Genomic DNA, 22,990 nt, shown 5'->3' with positions numbered 1-22,990 from the left:
AAGTTTAATTAATGAGTGTTTTAAATAATAGGGCAATTATTTGGGCAAAAAAATATTTGCATGAACTCGGTGAAGTAGTTGAATCTGAGCAAAAAATAAATAATATGCCGTGGTCATTTGTTTATAGAATTAAAACTGACAAACGTGTAATATTTCTTAAGCAAACACCAGTATCACTTTATCTTGAAACATCAGTTTTATATTTATTAAATCAATTAAATTTATCTTATATACCTAATTTGGTTGCAGTTAATAAACCATTATGTGCATTTTTAATTTCAAGTATTGGTGATATATCATTAAGAGCGCTTTCGGATCAAAAATTAATGATTGATCTATTCATTAAAGGCGCTGTATTTTATACAAAATTACAGCGTTATTTTGAAGGTAAAACTTCTTTGCTACGAGCACTGGGTGCACAAGATTATACATTGGATAATTTGCCAACCTTATACAATCATTTGCTTAACCATCAAAGCCAATTACAAGTTGATGGTTTACGGCATTATGAGTATAAAAAGTTAGTACAATTAACCACTAAATTAATAGAACTATCAGATAAATTAAAATCTTATCAGATTCCAGAGACATTAAATCATTGTGACTTTCATGATGGTAACTTGATATTTAATCAAATATCAAACAATGTTGGTATTATTGACTGGGGGGAGATAGCGATTTGTCATCCATTTTTTTCATTAAATGCTTGTCTGTGGAATCTTGTTTATCAGAGAGACTTAGATACACAAAGTAAAGTATACCATAATCTTAAATTAGAGTTGATTAAACCTTGGCTAGATAGATATGATCAAAAAAATTTAATTGAAGCATTTAATCTTGCTGGCAAACTAAATGGCTTTTATGCAGCTTTAGGCTATCAATTTATTTATACAGCAACAGAAGATGAAGTATTACCTGCAAGTGTATATAAAAAAGGTGCAATATCTGGATGTTTACGGTCTTTTATTTCTGATAATAGTTAAATTTGTTATTTTAGAAGGAACTTGGGGCTTATTTGCATTGTTAAAACTAATATATCAACCAAGTAATACCAAGGCCACCAAATATTAACCAGATAAAAAGGATAAAGGCTAAGATAATTGGCTTTAGGCCTGCCTGTCTAAATTTTGAAATATGTGTTTCAAGGCCAAGGGCTGTCATAGCAATGGTGAGTAAAAAGGTATCTAAATTATTAATATGGCCTACAATCGAAGGGTCAATAATATGTAATGAGTTAACTGCAGCAATAATAATAAACCCAATCGCAAATAGAGGGATAATTTTTAACCAAGATGATTTGGCTTGAGTAGTATTGATATTTGTATTTGCTTTTAGTGTTTCTTTTTTAGATAGAATAATGCCAACAATGATTAAAAGTGGTGCAAGCATCATAACACGTGTCATCTTGACAATGACTGCAGTGTTAGCCGCAGCAGTATCAACTGCACTGCCAGCACCAACAACTTGAGCTACTTCATGAATAGTTGCACCAGCGTAAATACCATACCCTGATGAGGATAAAGGTATAAGACCTAATTGATACATAACAGGGTATAAAAACATACTTAAAGTACCAAAGATAACAACTGTTCCAACTGCAATTGCATTTTTATAGCTATCAGATTTTAAAACTGACTCAGTTGCCATAACTGCAGCAGCACCACAAATGGAACTACCTGAGGCAATTAAAATAGAAGTATCACGGTCAAGTTTAAATAGCTTTTGCCCTAGTACAATGCCTAAGATAAAAGTACTAGATAGCATGATTAAAGAGATGATAAACCCATCAAAACCAACTGATGCAATTTGTTGAAATGATAAGCGAAACCCATATAAAATAATTGCTAGGCGTAATATTTTTTTAGCCGAAAAAGTAATACCTGGATTAATGCTTACAGGTAGCTTATTTTTAATGGTATTGGTAATTAGCATACCAAGTAAAATGCCAATAATTAATGGACTAATTCCTAATTGTTTAATTTGCGGAATTTCACTTAAGATAAGGCTTATACATGTGATAATTGCTGTAAGGATAATCCCTGGTAGTAGTGATTTAGCTATATTAATTATGTGCTTTGATGTATTAATTTCATTATTGTTTGTTATATTTTCTAACATTTTGAATTAACCTTTTTTTGCTTTTATTGGTTTAAGATGATTGTACAAAGTGTTTTTATATTTGTATAATTTATATAATTAATAGTATAAATTTAAAAAATAAATATATGGTTACTTTAAAACAATTACAGCTTTTTTTGGCATTAGCTCAATGTGGTCGTTTAACAGATGCAGCTGAAAAATGCTTTTTATCACAGCCTGCAGCATCTCTAGCATTAAAAAAGCTTGAAGAAAGCTTAGGTGTTAAGTTATTTGATCGAGTCGGGCGTAACCTTATACTCAATGAGAATGCTAAAGCGATTCGAGTAAAAGTACAGATGGTTATACAAGGTGCGGAAGAAATTCATAAGATGTTCAAACATCGAAATAAATTAACTGGTAATTTATCTCTTGGTGCTTCAATGACTGTTGGTAACTACTTCCTACCACAGAAATTAATTATATTTAACCAGTCATATGCAAATATTGATTTAAGCTTAATGATTTTAAATAGTCAGCAGATTTTAGATAAATTAGCTAATTATGAAATAGATTTTGGTTTTGTTGAAGATGAAGTAATCAATGATTTATTTATAAAAGTACCTTTACAAAAAGATCATTTAGTAATTGTTGCAAGAGATGATCATCCGTTACTGAATAATAAAAACACCACTATAGAAGATCTGCTGGACTATTCCTGGGTATTAAGAGAGAAGGGCTCTGGAACACGTAATGTGCTTGAAAAGAAGATCAGCGAGTTTCAGTTATCAATGAATGTATTGTTGGAATTAGGTAGTAATGAGGCAGTCATAGAAGCTGTGTCTAATAGCAATGCTTTAGGTTGTGTTTCTGAAAGTGTACTTAAAGCAACCACAAAAGTTAAAAAAATTGATCAAAAGATAATTGATCTATCACGCTATTTTTATTTGTTAATTTATAAAGAAAAATATCAGAGTGAAATCATGAAGGTGTTTTTGTCATATATTAAAGATTACCGATAGCTATAAGGTGTGTTATTAGTCTGCTCAGCGATGGCGTTAAAAGTTGCATTATTTGCAGCAGCGGTGGTTGAGCCATTCGTACCAGTGATTGCAGCAGTAAATGCTGCACCAATACCGCGGCCGCCTGTTGCAGGCGTTCCACCTCCACTACCTGATGACGTGCTTCCTGGTGTTTGGGAAGTTGCAGAACCATCAGAGCTATTTTGATCATTAGGTGCGCCATAAGTTAATGCGCTAAATATTAAAGTCGAAAAAGCAATTATTAAATGAGTTAACACGCGATTCATTTTAAAATACTCCTTGAAAAATGGTTAGAAAGTATATGCATAGGAAATAGAACCCATAAATGACACTCTAGGATGATCAGGTACATATTCAAATATATCATAAACAGATAAAGTAATTGAGATCGGCCATGCTGCAATAGGGACAATACCGACACCTGCTGTGGTAACGCCAGAAGTATAATCAACAATTGCACTTAATTGTGGCAGAATATAAACAGCTGCTGAACCAAATACACCAACATGTGTAGTTGGTCTTTGATCACTTTTTAGGTAGTAAAATGAATTATTACCAACACCTAAATTTAGAATGACTGGGAAGTAATCATTAGGTAATATTTGTGTAATAGCACCATAAAATGAAGGATCCATGGCATCAGAGCCTCCATCATTCCAACCACCTAAATTTAGTCCACCAACTGATATGGCTGTGAGTGTTTTAGTAAAGAAGTGTCCTAGTGATACACCAAAATTGCCTCGGTTAAATTCACCACCATCAGTTGGGTCGACGCTACCAATGCCTAAGCTAATTGCACCGCCAACATTTTTAATTGCATCCCCAATACCAAAACCAAAAGCAAGACTACCATCAACGTCATTTGATGACGGACTATTGGTTAATCCACCTGCACCAGCAAAAATAACACCCCATGATGGCACTAATCCTACAGGAGCGCCAAGGCTAAAGGCAGGTAATGTTGCTACTTTCTGATAATCTTTTGTGAAAAAATAATCTTTTGACTGAGGAGAGTCAGCTGCACTAGTTAAAGCAGCTGATGAAGTAGTTGATGCGCCTGTTGTTGATGTATCAGCATAGGCTGTACTTAACACCATAAATGCTAAGATTGTGATTAAGTTAATTATATAATTATGCTTCCATTTCATATGATTTACATCCATCTAGTCCAGTTTCTAGTTTAAAGGTTAGTATGGATAAATAGTTATGTAAATGATGATATAATATTTTTAGTCTATTTGTTGATAATTTTTTATGCGATTTATTTTAGATAAATTGTAATCTCTTAAGTAACTTTAAGTTGAAATAAGTCAAAAGCTATTATACATTACGGCTGTGGAATATTGTTACGATCACTGTTATGGATAAACTTAAAGAATTTACAGGAGTTGTCACCGTTTGTTTAATAATGTATTAATTCTCTGTGTTGGTAATATATGCAGAAGCCCTTACGCTGAAGGTTATTTAAAAAAAAATATCAATGAAAATATTCAAGTGGCTTCAGCTGGCATAAAAGCTTTGGTTGATCATTCTGCTGCAGAAGAGGCACAAAGTGTATCAGAATATTATGGTTTTGATATTAGAGAGCATAAAGCAAGGCAAGTAAGCATAACACAATTAATTAGCACAGATTTACTACTTGCAGTTAATAGTGAATGTATTGACTACCTTAAACTTAATTTTCCTTTTGCAATAGGTAAAGCTCACCTTTTAGGGAAATGGTTAAATAACTTAGAGATTATTGATCCCTATAATAAACCCAAAGATGCTTTTGAAAAAATGGCTGTTGATATTAATAGTTGTATGGATATATGGATAAAAAAAGTCTGGAGAAATCATTGAAAAAACTGTCTATTATAAAATATTTATTATTATTTATTGGCGTATTATTTTTTAGTGGTTGTACTTTCCCTGGGATGTATATGACAGAACACGATGAGTTTACGCCTACATTAAATGCACAAAACCAAGCGCAAAAAGCAAATTTAATTCCTATCACACCTCAATTGATACTTCAGCAACGTCATCAACGCCAAGCATATGAAAAAAAGTTTAAATACAATTATAAAAAACCTAAAGGCTTTAGTGCATCTGCAAAAGGTTATGATTATTTAATTGGTAATCAAGATGTGGTTAGCATTAAAGTATGGGATTATAATAGCTTAACTGCACAAAGTACTTTAGTTAATGATGTCAATGATACAAGATTGTCTGGGTTTACAGTTAACAGTGAAGGAGAAATTTTTTACCCCTATATTGGTTATGTCAAAATTGTAGGACTAACGGTATCCCAAGCACGTGATTTAATTACAGAAAAATTGTCTAAATACCTTAAAGATCCACAAGTAACTGTACAAATAATTGACTTTCAAAGTCAAAAAATTAATGTGATGGGTGCGGTAAGAGAACCTAAAATGATACCTGTAACAAATGTGCCAATCACAGTATTAGATGCGGTTAATGCAGCAGGTGGGCCTTTGCGTTGTGGCAATGCACTAACAAATAGCACAGATAATCAACAAACAGTTTGTGCTGATACTCGTCATGTTGTTGTTAAACAAAATGGTGCAACGAGTATTATTAATCTTGATACATTGCGTTCTCCAGTAAACACTTCGGAAAATTGGATTTTAGAAAAAGGTAGCATTGTGTATGTCCCCGATAATAGACTTTACCAAGTTTATGTTATTGGACAAACAAAGAAAACAGGCGTCTTCAATATGTTAGATGACAGAATGTCATTACGTGATGCTATTGTTGCAGCAGGTGGTGTAACTAGTGAGTCTGAGCCAGAATATACCTATGTTATTAGAAATTATAAAAATATACCGGAAGTTTACTCAATTAACTTAAAATCACCTGATGCATTGTTATTAGCAGCTGAATTTGATCTTATGCCACATGATATTGTATTTGTTGCAACAAGCAAAATTGCTAATGTTGGCCAAGTTATTGGTTATGTTGCTCCAATTTTAAGTTTAGGAATATCGACTGCAGCATTAGCTATTAGTATTGGTGGTTAATACAAACGTAATGGGTTATTAGAATGAAAAATATCGAAAATCAAAATAAATATGACAAGATTGACTTAAAAGCATTACTGGTATTATTCAACCAGCATAAAGTTATTCTTATAAGTACAACTGTTATATTTATGTTTTTTGCAGGACTATATACACTGATTCGTATACCAGTTTATACTGCCAATGCTTTAATTAGTATTTCAGATGACGATGCGAGTAATAATTTAACATCTTTACTTGGTGATTCATTACCTTTATTTAGTAATAATGGTTCTAAGGCTGCAAAGCAGGCACAGATTATTAAGTCTCGTAGTGTTTTACTTCCAGTAGTTAAAGCTCTTGGCTTGAATATTATTGTGACACCTGACTATTTTCCATTGATTGGGCATAGAATGGCGCTTAATTATCAAAATAGTAATTATACAAACAAGCCAGCTAAACCAACGTTTGGGTTAAACCAATACGATTGGGGAGGTAGTCGAATAAAAATTGATCAGTTTGATGTCAGTTCTGCTTGGATTAACAAGAATTTTGAAGTGACTTATTTAGGTAATAATAAGTACCAAATCTATGCACCGAATGGCAAGTTATTACTTACAGGTGATATTGGTAAAACAGAAATGGTTAAATTAGATGCTATTCATACGATTAAAATTAAGGTAGCAGATATTAATGCCAATACAGGTATTACATTTTCAATGAAAAGAATTCATGATAATACTGCAATTGCCAATATTTTAGCACATTTGAATATTATGGAGTCAATCAGTAAGGGTAATCTTTTAACATTACATTATCAAGGTGCTGAACCTGAAAAAATGGTTGCAATATTAAATGCAATTCTTAACTCAGCAGTTAGATCAGATATTAAGAGGAAGTCTGCTAATTCAGCAAGTGTCTTAAAGTTTCTTAAAGCTCAGTTGCCGACTGTAGAAAACCAATTACAAAGTGCTGAAACTGAGTTAAATAAATATCGTTCAAAAACAGGCTATATTTCAATTCCTGCTAATTCAAAGTTATTATTGGAACAATTAAGCCAATATGACAGTAAAATTGCAGAATTAGAACTAAGACAAAATCAAATGGGTGTAAAATTAACAGCGGATAACCCTGAATTAAAATTAGCCCAGATGGCTATTTCTAAATTAAAAGCACAACGTGAGGAACTAGAAAAAACAATTAAATCCTTACCAGATAGAGATCAAGTCGTGATTAATTTAATGCGAACTGAAAAAGTGCAAAGTATTGTTTATGAAAATATTTTTAGGCAAATACAGCAGTATGAAATTTTAAAGGCAGGAACAATTAGCTCTTTAGATATCATTGATCATGCCTCAACGCCTTATATTCCTGTCAATAAACCCTCTGGGCAGGTGGTTATGATTGCTGGTCTACTGGGACTTATATTATGTATAGCTTTTATACTATTTAGAAGACAGCTCTTTAAGAATATTACTGACCCTGTCTCAATAGAAGAGATATTTAATCTTGAAATGATTGGTTCATTAGCTAAATCATTAGTACAAGAAAAAATGTATAAAAAATTTAAGAAATTGAAAAGTAATCATTTGGAGTTGCTGCATGAAATTGATCCATATGATATAGATATTGAAAGCTTAAGAGGTATTAGAACAAATTTAATATTCAAATCATTTGAAGAGAATAAGCAAAATAAAATTATCACAATTTCAGGGCCAAAGCCTAATATTGGTAAATCTTTTATTTCAGTTAATTTGGCACAAGTTTTTGCAGAATTTGGTAAAAAAACATTATTGATTGACTCAGATATCAGAAGAGGTGACTTACATGTTTATTTAGCACCAAACAAGCGCCAGCCAGGTTTTCTTGATGTATTACAGTCAAATGTATCTATAGAAGAAGCCATTAATACAACTAGGTTTGAAAATTTAGATTTTATGCCAACAGGCAAATTAAATCAGGGCTCACATAATATTTTGAAAAGTGACAAAATACAAACTTTGTTAGATAAGCTCTCTATGACTTATGATTTTATTATTGTTGATACTGCACCAATATTAGCAGTAACAGATGCGGTATCGATTATGAAACAAGCAGGTATCAATGTGCTTGTATTTGCAGATAATCAACATAATGAGCGTGAAATTAAATTAACATTGAAGAAATTTGCTTCTGCAGGCGTTACTATTGATGGCTTTATATTTAATTTGGTCAAAAAGCCAAATTATGGTTACGGCTATTATAATTACAAATATGAAACAGTCACAAATGAGCATCAAAATACGTCAGCTTACTAAAAATGATAGATTTAAATATCTGCTAAATCACCTTCTTGAGAGAGCCATTGACGACGATCAGCAATGCGTTTTTTTGATAGTAGCTTATCTAATACTTCTACATCACTATCAAATTCATCAGAGAGTTGTAATTGTAATAATCGCCTTGTATTTGGCGACATAGTGGATTCTTTTAACTGTATTGGGTTCATTTCGCCTAAGCCTTTAAAGCGGATAACACTAATCTTACTTTTGCTGTTACTTTGTTGTGCTTTTTTTATTAATTGATCACGCTCTGCTTCATCAAGGGCATATTCAATTGTTTTGCCAATATCAATCCGATATAAAGGTGGCATGGCAACAAAGATATGCCCATTTTCAACAAGTGCTTTAAAGTGTTTTAAAAATAATGCACAAAGTAAAGTTGCAATGTGTAAACCATCAGAATCTGCATCGGCTAGAATGCATATTTTACCATAACGCAATCCACTTAAATCATTACTAGCTGGATCAACACCAACCGCAACAGCAATATCATGAATTTCTTGAGAGGCTAATACTTCAGATGAATCAACCTCCCATGAGTTGAGTATTTTGCCACGTAAGGGCATAACCGCTTGAAATTCTTTATCACGTGCTTGTTTAGCAGAGCCTCCCGCAGAGTCTCCTTCAACTAAGAATAATTCAGTCATGGCTAAATCATTGCTGATACAATCAGTTAGTTTGCCAGGTAATTGAGGCCCTGCAATGGTTTTTTTACGAATGACTTTTTTAGCAGCTTTCAGTCGGTGTTGTGCTCTTTGAATGACAATCTCAGCAATCTTTTCTGCTTCAGTTACATGTTTATTAAGCCAGAGACTTGTTGCATCTTTTACTTTTGCAACAATATAAGGTGAGCATTGTCTAGATGATAATCTTTCTTTTGTTTGCCCTGAGAATTGTGGCTCTTCTATTTTTATTGATAAAACAAAGTTTAAGTTATGAAAAACATCTTCTGCGGTTAATTTTAAATTTCGTGGTAGTAAGTTACGTAATGAGCAAAATTCTTTCATAGCATCTAATAAGCCTGAGCGTAAAGCATTAACATGAGTACCACCTTGCGGTGTTGGAATTAAGTTTACATAACTTTCAGATATTAAGTCATTTGTAGGCGCCTCAGCCCATGCTAATGCCCAGCTAACGGCTTGAGTTTTATCTTCAAAATGACCTTCTAATGGTTGTGGCGGTAGTAATTGGTGGTGAATGGTCTTTTCTAATAGGTAATGAGATAGACCGTCATCATAGCACCAGTGTTTAGACTCATTTGTTTGTAAGTTCTCAAAAATAACTTCCAAACCAGGGCAAAGCACAGCTTTAGCTTCAAATAGTGCAGTTAGTTTTTTTAGTGCAAAGTTTGGGAAGTCAAAATAATTTGCATCGGGCCAAAATCTGATAGATGTTCCATTATTGCGTAGTCCAACGGTGCCTGTTTGAGTTAAGTCACTAGAGATATCGCCATGACTAAAAGCCATATGATAACGCTTCCCATCACGTCTAATCTCTATTTCTAATTTAGTTGATAAGGCATTAACTACAGAGACACCAACACCATGTAATCCACCTGAAAATTGATAGTTATTTTGCGAAAACTTACCGCCAGCATGTAAGCGAGTCATGATTAACTCAACACCTGGAATGCCTTCTTCAGGATGAAGATCAACTGGCATACCACGGCCATTATCAATAATTTCAATACTACTATCTGGATAAAGTTTGATAATTATTTTTTTACAAAAGCCAGCTAATGCTTCATCAACGCTATTATCTAAAACTTCTTGGACTAAATGGTTGGGGTTACTTGTATCAGTATACATACCAGGGCGGCGTTTAACTGGATCTAATCCAGATAAAACTTCGATACTTTCTGCTGTATAGTGGTTTGACTTAATTGCCATGGATTAATTTTCCGTTTCTTTATATTATTTTAGTGATTGTTATTATTTAAGTTTAGTTAAATAATAGCATACAAAAGGATAAGCAAAAGAGAAATGGTGTATCTAGTAGGATGAATATTCGTGATTTAGAGTATATTGTGGCAATTGCTGATGAAAAAAGCTTTATTAAAGCATCACAATTATGTTTTGTTAGTCAGCCTGCATTGAGTATGCAGGTTAAAAAATTAGAAGATCAGTTAGGTGTCGTTTTATTTGAGCGACAGCATAAAAGTATTCTATTAACAGAGGCAGGGAAAATTATTGTTAATAAAGCAAGAGTCATACTACAAAGTGTTAATGATTTAAAATTAGTTGCTAAAAGCTATCATCAACCATTAAAGGGAGTATTAAAATTTGGTTTGTTTCCAACCATTGCTCAATATATATTACCTGATTTATTAGAAGTGCTTCAAAATAATTTTTCTGATATGCAGTTACACCCAGTTGAAGAGAAAACACCTTTAATTGAAGCACAGCTAAAAGAGGGACAACTAGATTGTGCTTTATTAGCCGCACCAGTTGATGAACAAATATTTAAATTTATACCTTTATTTGATGATTATTTAGTTACTGCTGTGCCTAAAGGCCATCCGTTAACTAAACTAAATCAAATTACCTTAAAAGATTTAGTAGAAGAACCATTGTTGCTATTAGAAGAAGGGCACTGTTTAAGAACTCAGGCGCTAGAATTTTGTGCGCAAAGTGAACATCCATTTAATATTGATCGTACGACTACATCATTAGAGTCATTACGTCATATGGTAGCATCAGGTTTGGGCGTTACAGTTATACCTGAAGTTGCGATTAAGTACTCGCCTTATCAGAGTGATAAAATACATTATATTCCTTTTAAAGAACCAAAGCCATATCGCAAAGTTGGTCTTGTGTTTAGAAAGTCACATCCAAATTATATATTACATAATACATTAAGTGAGAAACTCATTACGCACTTTAACGACAAATAATGCTTTTAATGAATTATCTTAAAGCTTCGTCAGTATGCATTTTTTTGCTTCTCAATCTATCAAGTAATCGGTATACTTAGCTAAATTAAGATATAGTTAACCATAAAATAATTAAGATTTACATAACCATGATTGAGAATATCATAATCCTTTTATCGGAAAATATTGCCTTAACAGCACTATTTGCAGTACTAATTCTAATTTATGTTATATTTGAATTAATGCAATTAAAATCAAAAGCCTTTGGTATTTCGCCTCAACAGGCAGTTTATATGCTTAATCGTCAAAAGGCTATTTTTCTTGATATAAGAGATGGTAAAAAATATCAAGCAGGTCATATTGTTGATGCTATTTCAACGACAGTTACTAATTTAAAAGAAAGTACCAAGTTTTTACAAAAATACAAAACACGACCGATCATTGTTTATTGTGATCACGGTAATACAGCCAAACAAGCAATTGTCATTCTTAAAAGTGCAGGGTTTGAAAAAGTATATAATCTCCAGGGTGGCCTAAAAGCTTGGAAAGATGAAAAATTACCAATTCATACTAAAAAGGTAAGCTAATTTTTCTTATCTTGTGCGTAAAAATATACTAGGATATTTTATTATGGTAGAAATTTATACAAAAGTTAGTTGTCCTTATTGCACACGGGCAATTGCATTATTAAAAAAGAAAAAGGTTCAATTTAAAGAATATAAGATTGATGTAAATAGAGTATTACGTCAAGAAATGATTGATCGTACTTCAGGTTATACGGTACCACAGATTATCATTGATAATAAACCAATTGGTGGCTGTGATGATTTGTATGCACTAGAAAATGCTGGTAAATTAGATGCATTGTTGCACAAAACTAAATAGTTAATCTTTTGAGAACGTTATTAAATTAAGGAATAAATAAATGGCAGAAGAACAAGCTCCAAACTTCCAGATTCATAAAATTTATGTTAAAGATATTTCATTTGAGGTGCCACAAGGCTCTCATGCATTTAGAAATGAATGGAAACCAGAATTAAATGTTCAGTTAAATAGCCAGTTTACTAAAATGGAAGAAGCAGATCATTATGAAGTAGTTCTAGTTGTTACTTGTGATGTTAAGTGTGGTGATGAAATAGCATTTAAAGCTGAAATTCATCAAGCAGGTATTTTTTCTATTTCTAATTTAGATCAGACTCAGTTAGACCATGCATTGAAATCATTCTGTCCAAATATTCTATATCCTTATGCAAGGGAAGTTATCTCTGATGTAGTCATGAAAGGTGGCTTTCCACAATTATGCTTATCGCCGGTTAATTTTGATATGCTTTATCAACAAGAAAGCCAACAAGGTGAAACAACAGTTAATTAGTCAAAATGTGATTAATGTGATTTTGATCGCTTTTTTTAGTAGTTATTAATTAGTTTTAGTAGCTATTAGCCTAAGTTTTCACTAACAAAGTCCCAATTAACAAGATTAAAGAACTCAGAAATATACTTAGGGCGTGCATTACGATAGTCAATGTAATAAGCATGTTCCCAAACATCAATCGTTAATAATGCCTTTTTACCATGCTTCATTGGTAAGTCAGCATTTGCTGTATTAATAATTTCTAATTGACCTTGGCCATTATCAACAAGCCATGTCCACCCTGAGCCAAAATTAGTAGCGGCAGATTTACTAAATAGCTCTTTAAAACTATCAAATGAACCAAATGAATGATTGATTAATTCAGCTAATTTGCCAGAAGGTGCTTTAGCACTGTTAGGAGTTAAGCAATGCCAGTAGAATGTATGATTCCAAATTTGAGCGGCATTATTAAAAATACCACCAGAAGATTTCATAATGACTTCTTCAAGGCTCATAGATTCAAATTCTGTGCCTAACACTAGATTATTTAAGTTAGTAACATAGGCTTGGTGATGTTTACCATAATGATATTCTAAAGTTTCCTCAGAAATATAAGGGGCTAGTGCATTTTTTTCATAAGGTAGTTTAGGTAGTTCAAATGTCATATTTTTCTCCTGATTTTTCATTTGATCCGACACAATTTGAGAATTTAAAGGTTTTAGGTTATGATACTCGATATCAAGTACTACGCAAGCTAAAAAGCGTAAATTTAATAAGCAATACTTATCGTGATTAAAAATAAATAAAAGGCAAAAATTTATGTTAGAACAACAAGAAGCAATCATCGAACAAATTAAAAAGCAATTAAGTGAAAATAAGATTTTACTTTATATGAAAGGAACGCCAAGTTTACCACAGTGTGGATTTTCTGCACGTGCGACTCAAGCTTTGATGGCTTGTGGTGAAAAGTTTGCATTTGTTAATATTTTAGAGCATCCTGAAATTCGCCAGATTTTACCGCAGATGATGAATTGGCCTACATTCCCACAATTATATGTGAATGGTGAATTAATCGGTGGCTGTGATATTATTTGTGAAATGTTTGAAGCAGGTGAACTTCAAGAGATAATCAAACAAGCAACTGCATAAACATAAATGCTAAAAATACGTTGAATTTCTCATCATAAAACGCTTCAATGATACTTAGAGATAACAATTAATATAATTATATTTTAATTGTTTAATATTGAGTTTTATAAGGAATTCAATAACGTTATGAATGAAAAAGTGCTTGTTGTATCCTCAGATGTTGACGTATTAGAGGAAATTAAACGTCAGTTAGTTAGATCACAATGGCAAATGTTATTTGCATCAGATGATAAAACTGCACTTGATATTGTCAAAGAATATGCAATATTCGTTGCAATAATTGATTTTAATATCAGTAAATTAAGTTTGGACTTGATTAAAAGTCTTAAAGCGAGATTGCCTTATAGTGTACAAATCTTAGTTTTAGATAAAACACAAGCTCAAAATGCATTTAATGCAATTACCGATGGTCAAGCCTATCGTTTTGTGAAAAAACCACTCAATCATCATTTTTATGACATTATACTTCACGCAATGGATGAGGCTAAAGGCTATCGCCATAGACGACTTTTAGACCGCGCATTTTTATCTTGTATTGAAACGATATTTTATACCGCTGAAGATGGCATTATTGAATGGGTAAATCCAGCAGTAACACAGATACTAGGTTATGAATCACAAGAAGTGATTGGCAAACATATTTCACAATTTGATGTTAATGAGCCCGCGATTAAACAAGTACGTTTTCAAATTTTAAAAACATTAAAGCAGTTTGGCCGTTGGCAAGGGCATTATTGGATTGTAGGTCATTCAAAAGAGCATATACCAGTATCAATGTCTATTAATTTAGTAACTTTAGAGTCAAAAGAACGCTGTTATGTCTATTCAATTTTGGATAATACAGAAGAACATCAATATCGTCAATTCATCGAACATCAAGCTTATTATGACCATTTAACAGGCTTAGCGAATCGTTGGTTATTTGGCGATCGTGTAGAACAAGCAGTTTATCAAGCAAAGCGTAATCGTTGGCATGTGGTTGTATTTTTCATGGATTTAGATAATTTTAAGCCGGTTAATGATAAGTTTGGCCACCATGTAGGGGATTTATTATTACAACAAGTAGCAGCAAGATTAAAATCATTTGCGCGTCAGGGTGACACAGTTGCTAGATTTGGGGGTGATGAGTTTGCTATTTTGATTCCTAAATTTGATTTACTTAAAAATAGCGTTAGTTCATTAGCGCAACGACTGCTGAATGCATTTATAGAACCGTTTGAATTAAATGAACAAATATTTCATATTACTTTAAGTGTTGGTATAGCGATCTACCCACAAACAGCATCGAGTGCAACAGAGTTAGTACGCTTTGCTGATAGCGCAATGTACCATGTTAAAAATCAAGGTAGAAGTGGTTGTTATATTTATCAGCAAGAAGATAAGGTTATATAAATTATTGTGGGCTAGGGGAGCTATAGCTAGCGTTAAACTTACCATCAAACATAATTGGGGCATTTAAAGCTTTTTTTTGATTTATGCCAAAAGGCATATTAGCTATTTCGTGTAATTGTCCATCTTTATAGAAAGCATAACTTAGAATGTTTTCTTTTTTTAATTCACCAGCATTTATATTTGCGAATACAATAATGTTTTGATTGCCTTTTTTAGCAAGGTTTAAGGCAACATCAAATTCATCACAGCATTTAATTTTTTCCTTAAGCTTAGGGTTAGTATGATAAGTTTTATAAGTAATCTCTATAATTTCAAGATTATCGATTTGCTTAGCTATTTCTATGCTAGGTGAATTTTGATGCTCTTTAATAGAACATGGAAATACAAAATATGTTGCCATCATCATCCTTAATTTATTCACAATTTCATTTAATATTTATTATAAAGTATTAAAATTGGTATACAAACATAACTTTTATTGCAAATATTGATAATGCTTTTACTTAATTTGCACTTTCATAAACAGAGGCGTAAAATATGCCTAAATCTTAAATATAATCAGATAAAAGGTCCTTAGTAGCATGACATTAATTAAAACTGAAGATTTGATTCAAAGTATTGATGATGCCTGTCAATATATTTCTTATTATCACCCAATTGATTTTATTCAGTCATTGCATAAAGCATATGAAATAGAGGAGAATCAAGCAGCTAAAGATGCAATGGCACAAATCTTAATTAATTCAAAAATGGCAGCAGAAGGAAAGCGCCCCATTTGTCAAGACACCGGTATGATTTGTGTATTTGTGAAGATTGGTATGGATGTACGCTTCGATCGTACGGATTTAAGTATTACTGAATTAGTCAATGAGGGTGTTCGACGTGCTTATACGAATAAAGATAATCCATTAAGAGCGTCAATGCTAACATCACCTGCCTCAAAAAGAAGCAATACCAAAGATAATACACCAGCAATTGTACATGTTGATTTAGTACCTGGAAATACAGTGGATGTAAAAGTTGCTGCCAAAGGTGGTGGTTCTGAATTTAAATCAAAATTTACGGTTTTAAACCCAAGTGATAGTATCGTTGATTGGGTATTAGAGATGGTGCCTAAAATGGGTGCTGGCTGGTGTCCGCCAGGGATGTTAGGTATTGGTATTGGTGGAACTGCCGAAAAAGCATTTGTATTAGCAAAAGAATCACTATATGAATCAATTGATATGCCTGAATTATTAAAACGTGGTCCACAAACAGATATTGAAAAATTACGCGTTGAGATTTATAACAAAGTGAATGACTTAGGTATTGGTGCGCAAGGATTAGGTGGTTTGACAACGGTTTTAGATGTTAAAATTCATGACTATCCAACTCATGCGGCAACTTTACCTGTAGCATTAATTCCAAACTGTGCGGCAACACGACATGCACATTTTGTATTAGATGGTACAGGCCCGGTAGAACTAAAGGCACCATCTTTATCTGATTGGCCAGCAATTGCGCAAAAAGATAAATCACAAAGTAAACGTATTAATTTAGATACAGTAACTAAAGATGAAATATTGAATTTACGCGCAGGTGAAACTATTCTCTTAAGCGGTAAGATGCTAACAGGGCGTGATGCAGCACATAAACGTATTATGGAAATGGTTAAAAATGGTCAGGATTTACCAGTGGATTTGAAAAATCGCTTTATCTATTATGTAGGTCCTGTTGACCCTGTTAGAGATGAAATTGTAGGCCCTGCTGGACCGACAACAGCAACGAGAATGGATAAATTTACTGACTTTATGCTAAGAGATGTTGGTATTATGGGAATGGTTGGAAAAGCTGAACGTGGTGATAGTGCTATTGAAGCAATTAAGAATAATCAAGGTATTTATTTAATGGCTGTTGGTGGATCAGCATATTTAATCTCAAAATTAATTAAAAAATCACGCATTGTTGCTTTTGAAGATTTAGGCATGGAAGCAATTTATGAATTTGAAGTTGAAGATATGCCTGTGACTGTGGCAGTAGATTCATTTGGTACTTCAGTGCATAAAGAAGGCCCCAAGGAATGGAAGATGAAAATAGAAGCACTTAAAGCCAGCTAAACGAATTTAAGTTAATTGCGCTATACTTTACATATATAAAAATATTATTTAATGTAAAGCTTATGAAAGAAAAAATTTCGTTATATATCATTTTATCTGTGTGTGTGCTTACACCTATGGCAAATAATATTTTTATTGCTTCACTATCTGAGATGGCAATGGTATTTAATACAAGCCATATTCAGTGGTCTATGAGTATTTTTTTAATTGGCTTGGCAATTCCACAGTTATTCAGTGGCTTATTGTCTGACTATTTTGGCAGAAAGCCTGTGCTTATTATAAGCTTAGTTATTTTTTCACTAGCAAGTATGCTTATCCCATTAAGTAATGATTTTTCAACTTTGCTTACTCTAAGATTTATTCAAGCATTAGGAGCAAGTAGCTTAATTCCTAGCGCATTTGCGATTGCACGTGATATGTATAATGGTTATCAACTGGTAAAATCTATTAGCTTTATTATGTTAATTATAGGAGTATTACCATTTATTAATCCGCTAATTGGCGCTTGGGTTTATTATTTTTTTCATTGGCAAGCAGTTTTTTATTTTTTATTCTTTATAGGGCTTGTCTATTTTTTAGTCGTTATTTTTGCATATAAAGAGACTTGTACTTTTGAAACGCAAATAAACCAACAACATTTATTTAAAAAATATTATCACCTATGTTCAAATGAGTTATTTCTAGCATTTACTATCATTAATGCGTGTGCTTATGCGATCTTATTTGCATTTATGGCAATAGCTATTCAATTATTTGAAAAACAAGGAAATCTTTCTTTTATTTATAGTAGTCATGTTATGGCAATTAATGCGATAACAATTATTTTAATGAGTAGTTTGTCTCCAATGATGGTGCTAAAAATTGGTCTAAATCGTTGGTTAGTGATTGGTGTTCTACTGTTATTAATAGGGGGGGTATGTTTTTTAAGTACCAGTGCTTGGTATTATCATTCTAATCTAATGATGATTGCCTCTATGTTAATCATATCGACAGGTATTGGCATTATTCGTCCAGTAGCTTCTGCTTTTGCTATGCAAAGTGTCAAAGCCCATCAAAATGGCTTAGCAGCAGCAGTTTATAATGGTTTTGCATTTATAGGTGGTGCATTTTCAACTTGGGTTATTGGTTTATTTCATCAAATTACATCATTTGAGTTTTCATTGATTACAATTGTATTAGCTTCTGTTTCGATGTGGATTGTTTGTCGAATTTACTTTACTTCAATGATAAAGCAATTGCTAAAAATCACACCTTAACCTGATCTACCAATTCACATACACGATTGGTCATACTTATTAGCATATCCCAGCCTTTATCTACCATTTGATAGACTGTATTATATTGAGCTTTTGATAATTGTTTAATTGTATCAACGCCCATAGCAGCATGTGCTTCATCAGCTTCATGTACTTTGAAGTATTCATCATCAACCGTTTTATTAAGAATGGGACGTGCTTGAATATGATAAATGTCACTAGCATGCTCAATGACTAAATGAATCAAAGCAATTTTGATAATATGATCACTTTTAAACATCTGTAGAATAAACCATGAAGCAATTGCTTCGATTACAGGGTCGGATGTAATCATATTACCGGTTGTTTCAGTTTGATGCATTTTATCATGGCCGACTTCTTCAAATAAATGTTCAAGACATAATTTTTCATAATAACTATCAGAGACCATAGCTTGTCTAGCAAATAGTAAATCCTGATTTTTATTTGACCATACTTGAAGCGCATCAAGGTAGACTTGTCTTTTTTTAGGATGATCTAAGGTACCGTCAGTTAATAGTTTTAAAAAACGACATTGTTTAAATTGTTCTATACGCTGTTGGTTTAACTTAATCACTGCTTCATAGCTATTGTCTTGATGATCAAAGGTTACTCTTGGGTTTAAGGGGTCTGTATATAAGCCTGCACCAAATTGTACTGAGATTGCATAAAGCCCTTCTTGATTCGTTGCTTCAAAGCCATGAAGTGAGTGAGCTGGGACTGCAACAACATCTCCTTCTTTTAAGGCAAGATTAAGTTCACCAGTTAACTGGCCAGAGCCTTTATAGATAATAATCATTGAAGCTGTTGCATGTTCATGGGGTGCAAGCACTTCACCAAAATCAAGTTTTACCCAACTAAAGCTGACGCGGCCATCACTTGGTAAAAAGTTTTTCAAGTCTTCATGCCATAGAAAATCACGTACTTCACCTAATTTCTCAATTTTGCCTTCAAATTCAATTTCACTGATAGCAGGTATTTCTTCTTTTGCTATGATACGTACTTGGCTAGTAAGTGGTTTAGTATCCATAATTTTAATTACTCCATTTCATGTTCAGCTATATTCATTTTATTGGTAAAACTTAACCAATCTATATACGCCAATAGATTACCTTGAGTGATTTCACGATAGTTTTGTTGAATCTTTTGTGTAATTTCTCCACATTGTCCATAACCTATTATGCGTTTATCAACAGAGCGAATTGGTAAAATTTCAGCTGCAGTACCACAGAAAAACAGTTCATCTGCAGTATACAGATCTTCGCGAGTTAAATTAGTCACTGTAAGTGTGAGGTTAAGTTTTTTGGCAATGTGAAAAACAGTATTTCTTGTAATTCCATCAAGTGCAGAAGTTACTTCAGGTGTTATAAGAAGATTATTTTTAATTAAAAATAAATTAGCACCAGTACCTTCAGCAACAAAGTCAATATGATCTAGTAAAATGGCATCGTCATAGCCCTCTAGCTGTGCTTGGTTATTAGCCATAATCGATTGAATATACTTGCCATTAGCTTTTGCTTTATTTAAACCCATTCTTGGAGGGTTGGTTATAAAAGAAGAGATATGTACATCTATTCCATTGATGTATTTCTCTTTATCAAGATAGGAATTATCCCATGGAATAACGGCAATCATAACCTGTGGTTTGCTTTTTAGTGTATTTAAACCAAAGTGATCATCAGAAAAAAATACACATGGGCGAAGGTATGCATTATCTAAATTACTTCTTTGTAAAACTTTTAGTTGAGCATGGTTTAACTCATCTACTGTAAAGGGAAGGCTAATATTTAATATTTTAGCGGACTCAAATAAGCGTTTTGTATGATCATTTAATCTAAATATTGCAGGTCCTTGATCGGTTTGATAGCTTCTTAAGCCTTCATAAACGCCAAAACCATAGTGTAATGTCTGCGATAAAATTGGTATTGATGCAGCTTCTTGAGAAATTATCTTACCATTTAACCAAACGCTTATATTTCGATTAATCATGCTTCTCTCCTTTGGTAACTAGATGATACACGCGATCAATCATAGTATGCATCATAGTCCATGATTTATGAGATAGTAGCCCTAAGCGGTGGTAAACAAATTCTGGATAATTTTCAATTAAGCTGATATCGATATCCGCGTGTTCTTCGTCAATCTCAGAGTGAATTTCATAGTAGTCTGAATCTAAGAATTTTCCTAGAAATTCATTTGAAAATGAATGATAGAAATCGCCTGCTTTTTCAATAATTAAATGCATGACAACTAGCTTTTCAATATTATCTAAGGTAAGCATTTGATAAACAAACCAAATACTAATAGCATTTAAGACTGGATCAAATGTTTCTTCAAAGTGTTCGTGTTTTTGAAGTAACTTATGATGACCAATTTCATCTTCTAAATGAGAAAGAAAAAATGCTTCAAAGCGTTGATCTCTACATCCACCTTGACGCATAAAAACCATTAACTGGAAACGGTCAGAGAATATTTGCATATAATTAAAAAATAATTTTCTTTTATAGGGGTTATTGATTAAAAAATCACTTTGAATTAATTTGAAAAAAGGCGCTTGTTTAAACTCTTCAAATGCTTTTTCATTATAAGAGATTACATCTTGTGCATTGCTAATATGCGTATGCTGATCTTGTAATTTAGTCTTAAACGTTGTAATTGTTGAACTTAATTGTGTCATTGGTGATTTATCTTTCATGTTAATTTACCTCGTTTAGGTAATAATTGAGCATTTTCAAAGAAGCTTGTTTGCTTACCTTCAATTAAGTTGACTAACCATTTCTCCAATGGCTCTGTATGCTCTTGTTCAATCCATAATGCTTCTAGATCTTCGATGATATGATGAACAGCATATAGTTTATTCTTATGATAATAGCGAATAATTGGATGAATAAAAGTTGATTTATCTGCATTGGCATGGTCATGTTTATGTACCCGATCAACTTGAAACACATCTGCTTGTTTATCAATAATTTCTTGTCCAAATTCAAGTGTGATAGTCAAATAATCATCATAGCCTAGATGATTTTCATAAACATAATCAAGTGGCAGAGATGCAAAATGTATTGCATGATTACTCGCCTTATCCAAAGCAATGACATCACAGAAATAACCAGTCTGCTGCCAAAGTGCAGAAGAGGTATCGATTATAGATAGTATTTTATTTTTAATCTCTTCTATGGTTAAACGAATGGTTTCACAAGGCATAGATTGTTTATTATAGCGCCAATTAAGATACTGAGATAAAAATCGTACATTATATCTAAATCCATGAATAAACCCTGACTGTTTCCGCTTAAAATCACGACTTTGCATTAAGGTACCAATAAAATATAAATCCTTGATATTTGTAGACTCATAATAGCTTTTGAGCTTTGGAAAACGGTTATTAATCGTCATCTCAGGTGCCAAAGACTTTGAGAAAATATCAGCATCAATTTTAAACCCAGTTGCACTTATGATGTAGTCATAATAGATTGTTTCAACTTCACCACTAGCAAAGTGGTAGTTAAAAGTGACGGTATAACCATTATCTTTTTTATTAACTTCAACAATATCTGCATTTAAAACTGCGTTTAATGATTTTAATTGATAGGTATCGAGAAAATTATTATTCACAGCTCTTAAATGACCAACATAATGCGACTTCCAGGCAAATTTTAAAGGTGTTGGGCTTACAAGGTGGATATGACTTGCGGTATCAATTAAGTAATCTGCTGTTTCAAAAGCTGAATTACCCTTACCAATAATTAATACACGTTTATTTTTATATTTTGATTTATCTAGGCTTAAATCAAAATATTTCTCAGTTAATTCAAAGCCTTTAATTGGTGGGATATAGGCACTAGAGACACCGGTTGCAACAATTAATACATGACAGCTATAGGTCTTTTGAGTATTGGTTTTTATAATAAATAAATCCCCTTCTTTATTCACCTCGGTAATTTGAGTGTCAAAGTGCGTATTAATTTGATATTTATTTTGAAATTCATTTAGATAGTCAAGCATGAAATCAGCATTGGGAAAGTAATCTTTAGAAAATTGCTCAAACAATAATCCATCATCTTCACTTAATAGTGAATTCCAATCCCAACGTAAATTTTTTTCTCTATTATCAAACCCTGTATTTGGCTTGTTAATGGAAATAAGTGTTCGATGGATGGGGAATTTTTTAAAAAAACCACCTGCTGATTGATCTTGTTCTAAAACTACATAATCAAGATTTAATTTTTGCAAGTCGTAGCCCATCTGTAGGCCTGCAGGTCCTGCGCCAATAATGATAAATTGATGATATTCATTCATATGTTTTGCCTTAAAGTAATTTACCCATAACTTATTTCATAGCAGTAGATGGCATTTTTAACAACTTTATTTAAAGAAGAAAAAAGTTTGAATGTTATCTATACTTATTTATAAG

The 22,990-nt window shown here is 32.6% G+C and carries 23 protein-coding genes; 13 read left to right on the top strand and 10 right to left on the bottom strand.

Annotation, left to right across the window (positions count from 1 at the left end):
• Positions 1 to 11: 11 nt before the first annotated feature.
• Positions 12 to 983 (top strand): aminoglycoside phosphotransferase family protein, encoded by a 972-nt coding sequence (locus KFE69_12740; GenBank protein UTW42335.1) that lies wholly within the window; start codon positions 12 to 14, stop codon positions 981 to 983.
• Between the two features lie 46 nt (positions 984 to 1,029).
• On the opposite strand, the gene KFE69_12735 is transcribed toward KFE69_12740, so the two are convergent.
• Complete coding sequence (locus KFE69_12735) at positions 1,030 to 2,118, bottom strand: YeiH family putative sulfate export transporter (protein UTW42334.1); 1,089 nt, start codon at positions 2,116 to 2,118, stop codon at positions 1,030 to 1,032.
• A 107-nt stretch (positions 2,119 to 2,225) separates the two neighbouring features.
• On the opposite strand from KFE69_12735, the gene KFE69_12730 reads away from it, so the two are divergent.
• The gene (locus KFE69_12730) at positions 2,226 to 3,098 is read left to right on the top strand and encodes a LysR family transcriptional regulator (GenBank protein ID UTW42333.1); all 873 of its coding nucleotides are present in this window, start codon (positions 2,226 to 2,228) and stop codon (positions 3,096 to 3,098) included.
• On the opposite strand, the gene KFE69_12725 is transcribed toward KFE69_12730, so the two are convergent.
• The gene (locus KFE69_12725) at positions 3,089 to 3,385 is read right to left on the bottom strand and encodes a hypothetical protein (GenBank protein UTW42332.1); all 297 of its coding nucleotides are present in this window, start codon (positions 3,383 to 3,385) and stop codon (positions 3,089 to 3,091) included. The genes KFE69_12730 and KFE69_12725 overlap by 10 nt on opposite strands.
• 24 nt (positions 3,386 to 3,409) lie before the next feature.
• Entirely contained in the window at positions 3,410 to 4,267 is an 858-nt protein-coding gene (locus tag KFE69_12720) for a hypothetical protein (GenBank protein UTW42331.1), read from the bottom strand.
• Positions 4,268 to 4,517: 250 nt separating this feature from the next.
• On the opposite strand from KFE69_12720, the gene KFE69_12715 reads away from it, so the two are divergent.
• The 3 genes from KFE69_12715 to KFE69_12705 are packed head-to-tail and all read left to right on the top strand — an operon-like array spanning position 4,518 to position 8,418.
• On the top strand, positions 4,518 to 4,961 hold the full coding sequence (locus KFE69_12715) for a low molecular weight phosphotyrosine protein phosphatase (protein ID UTW42330.1): 444 nt from the start codon (positions 4,518 to 4,520) through the stop codon (positions 4,959 to 4,961).
• Complete coding sequence (locus tag KFE69_12710; protein UTW42329.1) at positions 4,958 to 6,142, top strand: polysaccharide biosynthesis/export family protein; 1,185 nt, start codon at positions 4,958 to 4,960, stop codon at positions 6,140 to 6,142. Before KFE69_12715 ends, KFE69_12710 begins: the two co-directional genes overlap by 4 nt.
• Before the next feature lie 23 nt (positions 6,143 to 6,165).
• Positions 6,166 to 8,418 carry a polysaccharide biosynthesis tyrosine autokinase gene (locus KFE69_12705; GenBank protein UTW42328.1) on the top strand — a complete coding sequence of 751 codons (2,253 nt, stop codon included), beginning with the start codon at positions 6,166 to 6,168 and terminating at the stop codon, positions 8,416 to 8,418.
• A gap of 11 nt (positions 8,419 to 8,429) precedes the next feature.
• On the opposite strand, the gene parE is transcribed toward KFE69_12705, so the two are convergent.
• Positions 8,430 to 10,331, bottom strand: coding sequence for a DNA topoisomerase IV subunit B (gene parE / locus KFE69_12700; GenBank protein UTW42327.1), 1,902 nt, complete (start codon positions 10,329 to 10,331; stop codon positions 8,430 to 8,432).
• 110 nt (positions 10,332 to 10,441) lie between these two features.
• On the opposite strand from parE, the gene KFE69_12695 reads away from it, so the two are divergent.
• The 4 genes from KFE69_12695 to secB all read left to right on the top strand — a co-directional run bounded on the left by KFE69_12695 (position 10,442) and on the right by secB (position 12,686).
• Positions 10,442 to 11,335, top strand: coding sequence for a LysR family transcriptional regulator (locus tag KFE69_12695; GenBank protein ID UTW42326.1), 894 nt, complete (start codon positions 10,442 to 10,444; stop codon positions 11,333 to 11,335).
• 128 nt (positions 11,336 to 11,463) lie between these two features.
• Positions 11,464 to 11,901, top strand: a complete 438-nt coding sequence (locus tag KFE69_12690; GenBank protein ID UTW42325.1) for a rhodanese-like domain-containing protein — start codon at positions 11,464 to 11,466, stop codon at positions 11,899 to 11,901.
• 43 nt (positions 11,902 to 11,944) lie between these two features.
• Entirely contained in the window at positions 11,945 to 12,199 is a 255-nt protein-coding gene (grxC, locus tag KFE69_12685) for a glutaredoxin 3 (protein UTW42324.1), read from the top strand.
• 40 nt (positions 12,200 to 12,239) lie between these two features.
• Positions 12,240 to 12,686 (top strand): protein-export chaperone SecB, encoded by a 447-nt coding sequence (gene secB / locus KFE69_12680; protein UTW42323.1) that lies wholly within the window; start codon positions 12,240 to 12,242, stop codon positions 12,684 to 12,686.
• A gap of 65 nt (positions 12,687 to 12,751) precedes the next feature.
• Here the strand turns inward: secB and KFE69_12675 are convergent, their stop codons facing one another.
• Positions 12,752 to 13,330 carry a superoxide dismutase [Fe] gene (locus KFE69_12675; protein UTW42322.1) on the bottom strand — a complete coding sequence of 193 codons (579 nt, stop codon included), beginning with the start codon at positions 13,328 to 13,330 and terminating at the stop codon, positions 12,752 to 12,754.
• 154 nt (positions 13,331 to 13,484) lie between these two features.
• Between KFE69_12675 and grxD the strand changes: the two genes are divergently transcribed.
• The gene (gene grxD / locus KFE69_12670; GenBank protein UTW42321.1) at positions 13,485 to 13,814 is read left to right on the top strand and encodes a Grx4 family monothiol glutaredoxin; all 330 of its coding nucleotides are present in this window, start codon (positions 13,485 to 13,487) and stop codon (positions 13,812 to 13,814) included.
• 126 nt (positions 13,815 to 13,940) lie between these two features.
• Complete coding sequence (locus KFE69_12665; protein UTW42320.1) at positions 13,941 to 15,206, top strand: diguanylate cyclase; 1,266 nt, start codon at positions 13,941 to 13,943, stop codon at positions 15,204 to 15,206.
• A gap of 1 nt (position 15,207) precedes the next feature.
• Here the strand turns inward: KFE69_12665 and KFE69_12660 are convergent, their stop codons facing one another.
• Positions 15,208 to 15,606 (bottom strand): hypothetical protein, encoded by a 399-nt coding sequence (locus KFE69_12660; GenBank protein ID UTW42319.1) that lies wholly within the window; start codon positions 15,604 to 15,606, stop codon positions 15,208 to 15,210.
• A gap of 181 nt (positions 15,607 to 15,787) precedes the next feature.
• Here KFE69_12660 and KFE69_12655 point away from each other — a divergent pair, with 181 nt between their 5' ends.
• A complete protein-coding gene (locus KFE69_12655) occupies positions 15,788 to 17,302 on the top strand; it encodes a fumarate hydratase (GenBank protein ID UTW42318.1) in 1,515 nt (504 codons plus the stop codon).
• A 62-nt stretch (positions 17,303 to 17,364) separates the two neighbouring features.
• Positions 17,365 to 18,558 carry a Bcr/CflA family efflux MFS transporter gene (locus tag KFE69_12650; protein UTW42317.1) on the top strand — a complete coding sequence of 398 codons (1,194 nt, stop codon included), beginning with the start codon at positions 17,365 to 17,367 and terminating at the stop codon, positions 18,556 to 18,558.
• On the opposite strand, the gene KFE69_12645 is transcribed toward KFE69_12650, so the two are convergent.
• Genes KFE69_12645 through KFE69_12630 form a run of 4 tightly spaced genes read right to left on the bottom strand, consistent with a single transcriptional unit; the run spans position 18,548 to position 22,875 of the window.
• On the bottom strand, positions 18,548 to 19,606 hold the full coding sequence (locus tag KFE69_12645) for a hypothetical protein (GenBank protein UTW42316.1): 1,059 nt from the start codon (positions 19,604 to 19,606) through the stop codon (positions 18,548 to 18,550). The two genes, KFE69_12650 and KFE69_12645, sit on opposite strands and share 11 nt — an antisense overlap.
• 8 nt (positions 19,607 to 19,614) lie before the next feature.
• Positions 19,615 to 20,565 (bottom strand): branched-chain amino acid transaminase, encoded by a 951-nt coding sequence (locus KFE69_12640; GenBank protein UTW42315.1) that lies wholly within the window; start codon positions 20,563 to 20,565, stop codon positions 19,615 to 19,617.
• Positions 20,558 to 21,271 carry a hypothetical protein gene (locus tag KFE69_12635; protein ID UTW42314.1) on the bottom strand — a complete coding sequence of 238 codons (714 nt, stop codon included), beginning with the start codon at positions 21,269 to 21,271 and terminating at the stop codon, positions 20,558 to 20,560. The genes KFE69_12640 and KFE69_12635 overlap by 8 nt, the downstream gene beginning before the upstream one ends.
• Positions 21,268 to 22,875: an NAD(P)-binding domain-containing protein gene (locus tag KFE69_12630; GenBank protein ID UTW42313.1), complete on the bottom strand. Its 1,608-nt coding sequence runs from the start codon at positions 22,873 to 22,875 to the stop codon at positions 21,268 to 21,270. The genes KFE69_12635 and KFE69_12630 overlap by 4 nt, the downstream gene beginning before the upstream one ends.
• Positions 22,876 to 22,990 lie beyond the last annotated feature (115 nt).

It is taken from the genome of bacterium SCSIO 12844, assembly GCA_024397935.1.
Classification (GTDB): Bacteria; Pseudomonadota; Gammaproteobacteria; order Francisellales; family Francisellaceae; genus M0027.
Note: the sequence above shows the minus strand (reverse complement) of the source record. Positions and strands in the feature narration are given on the sequence as shown.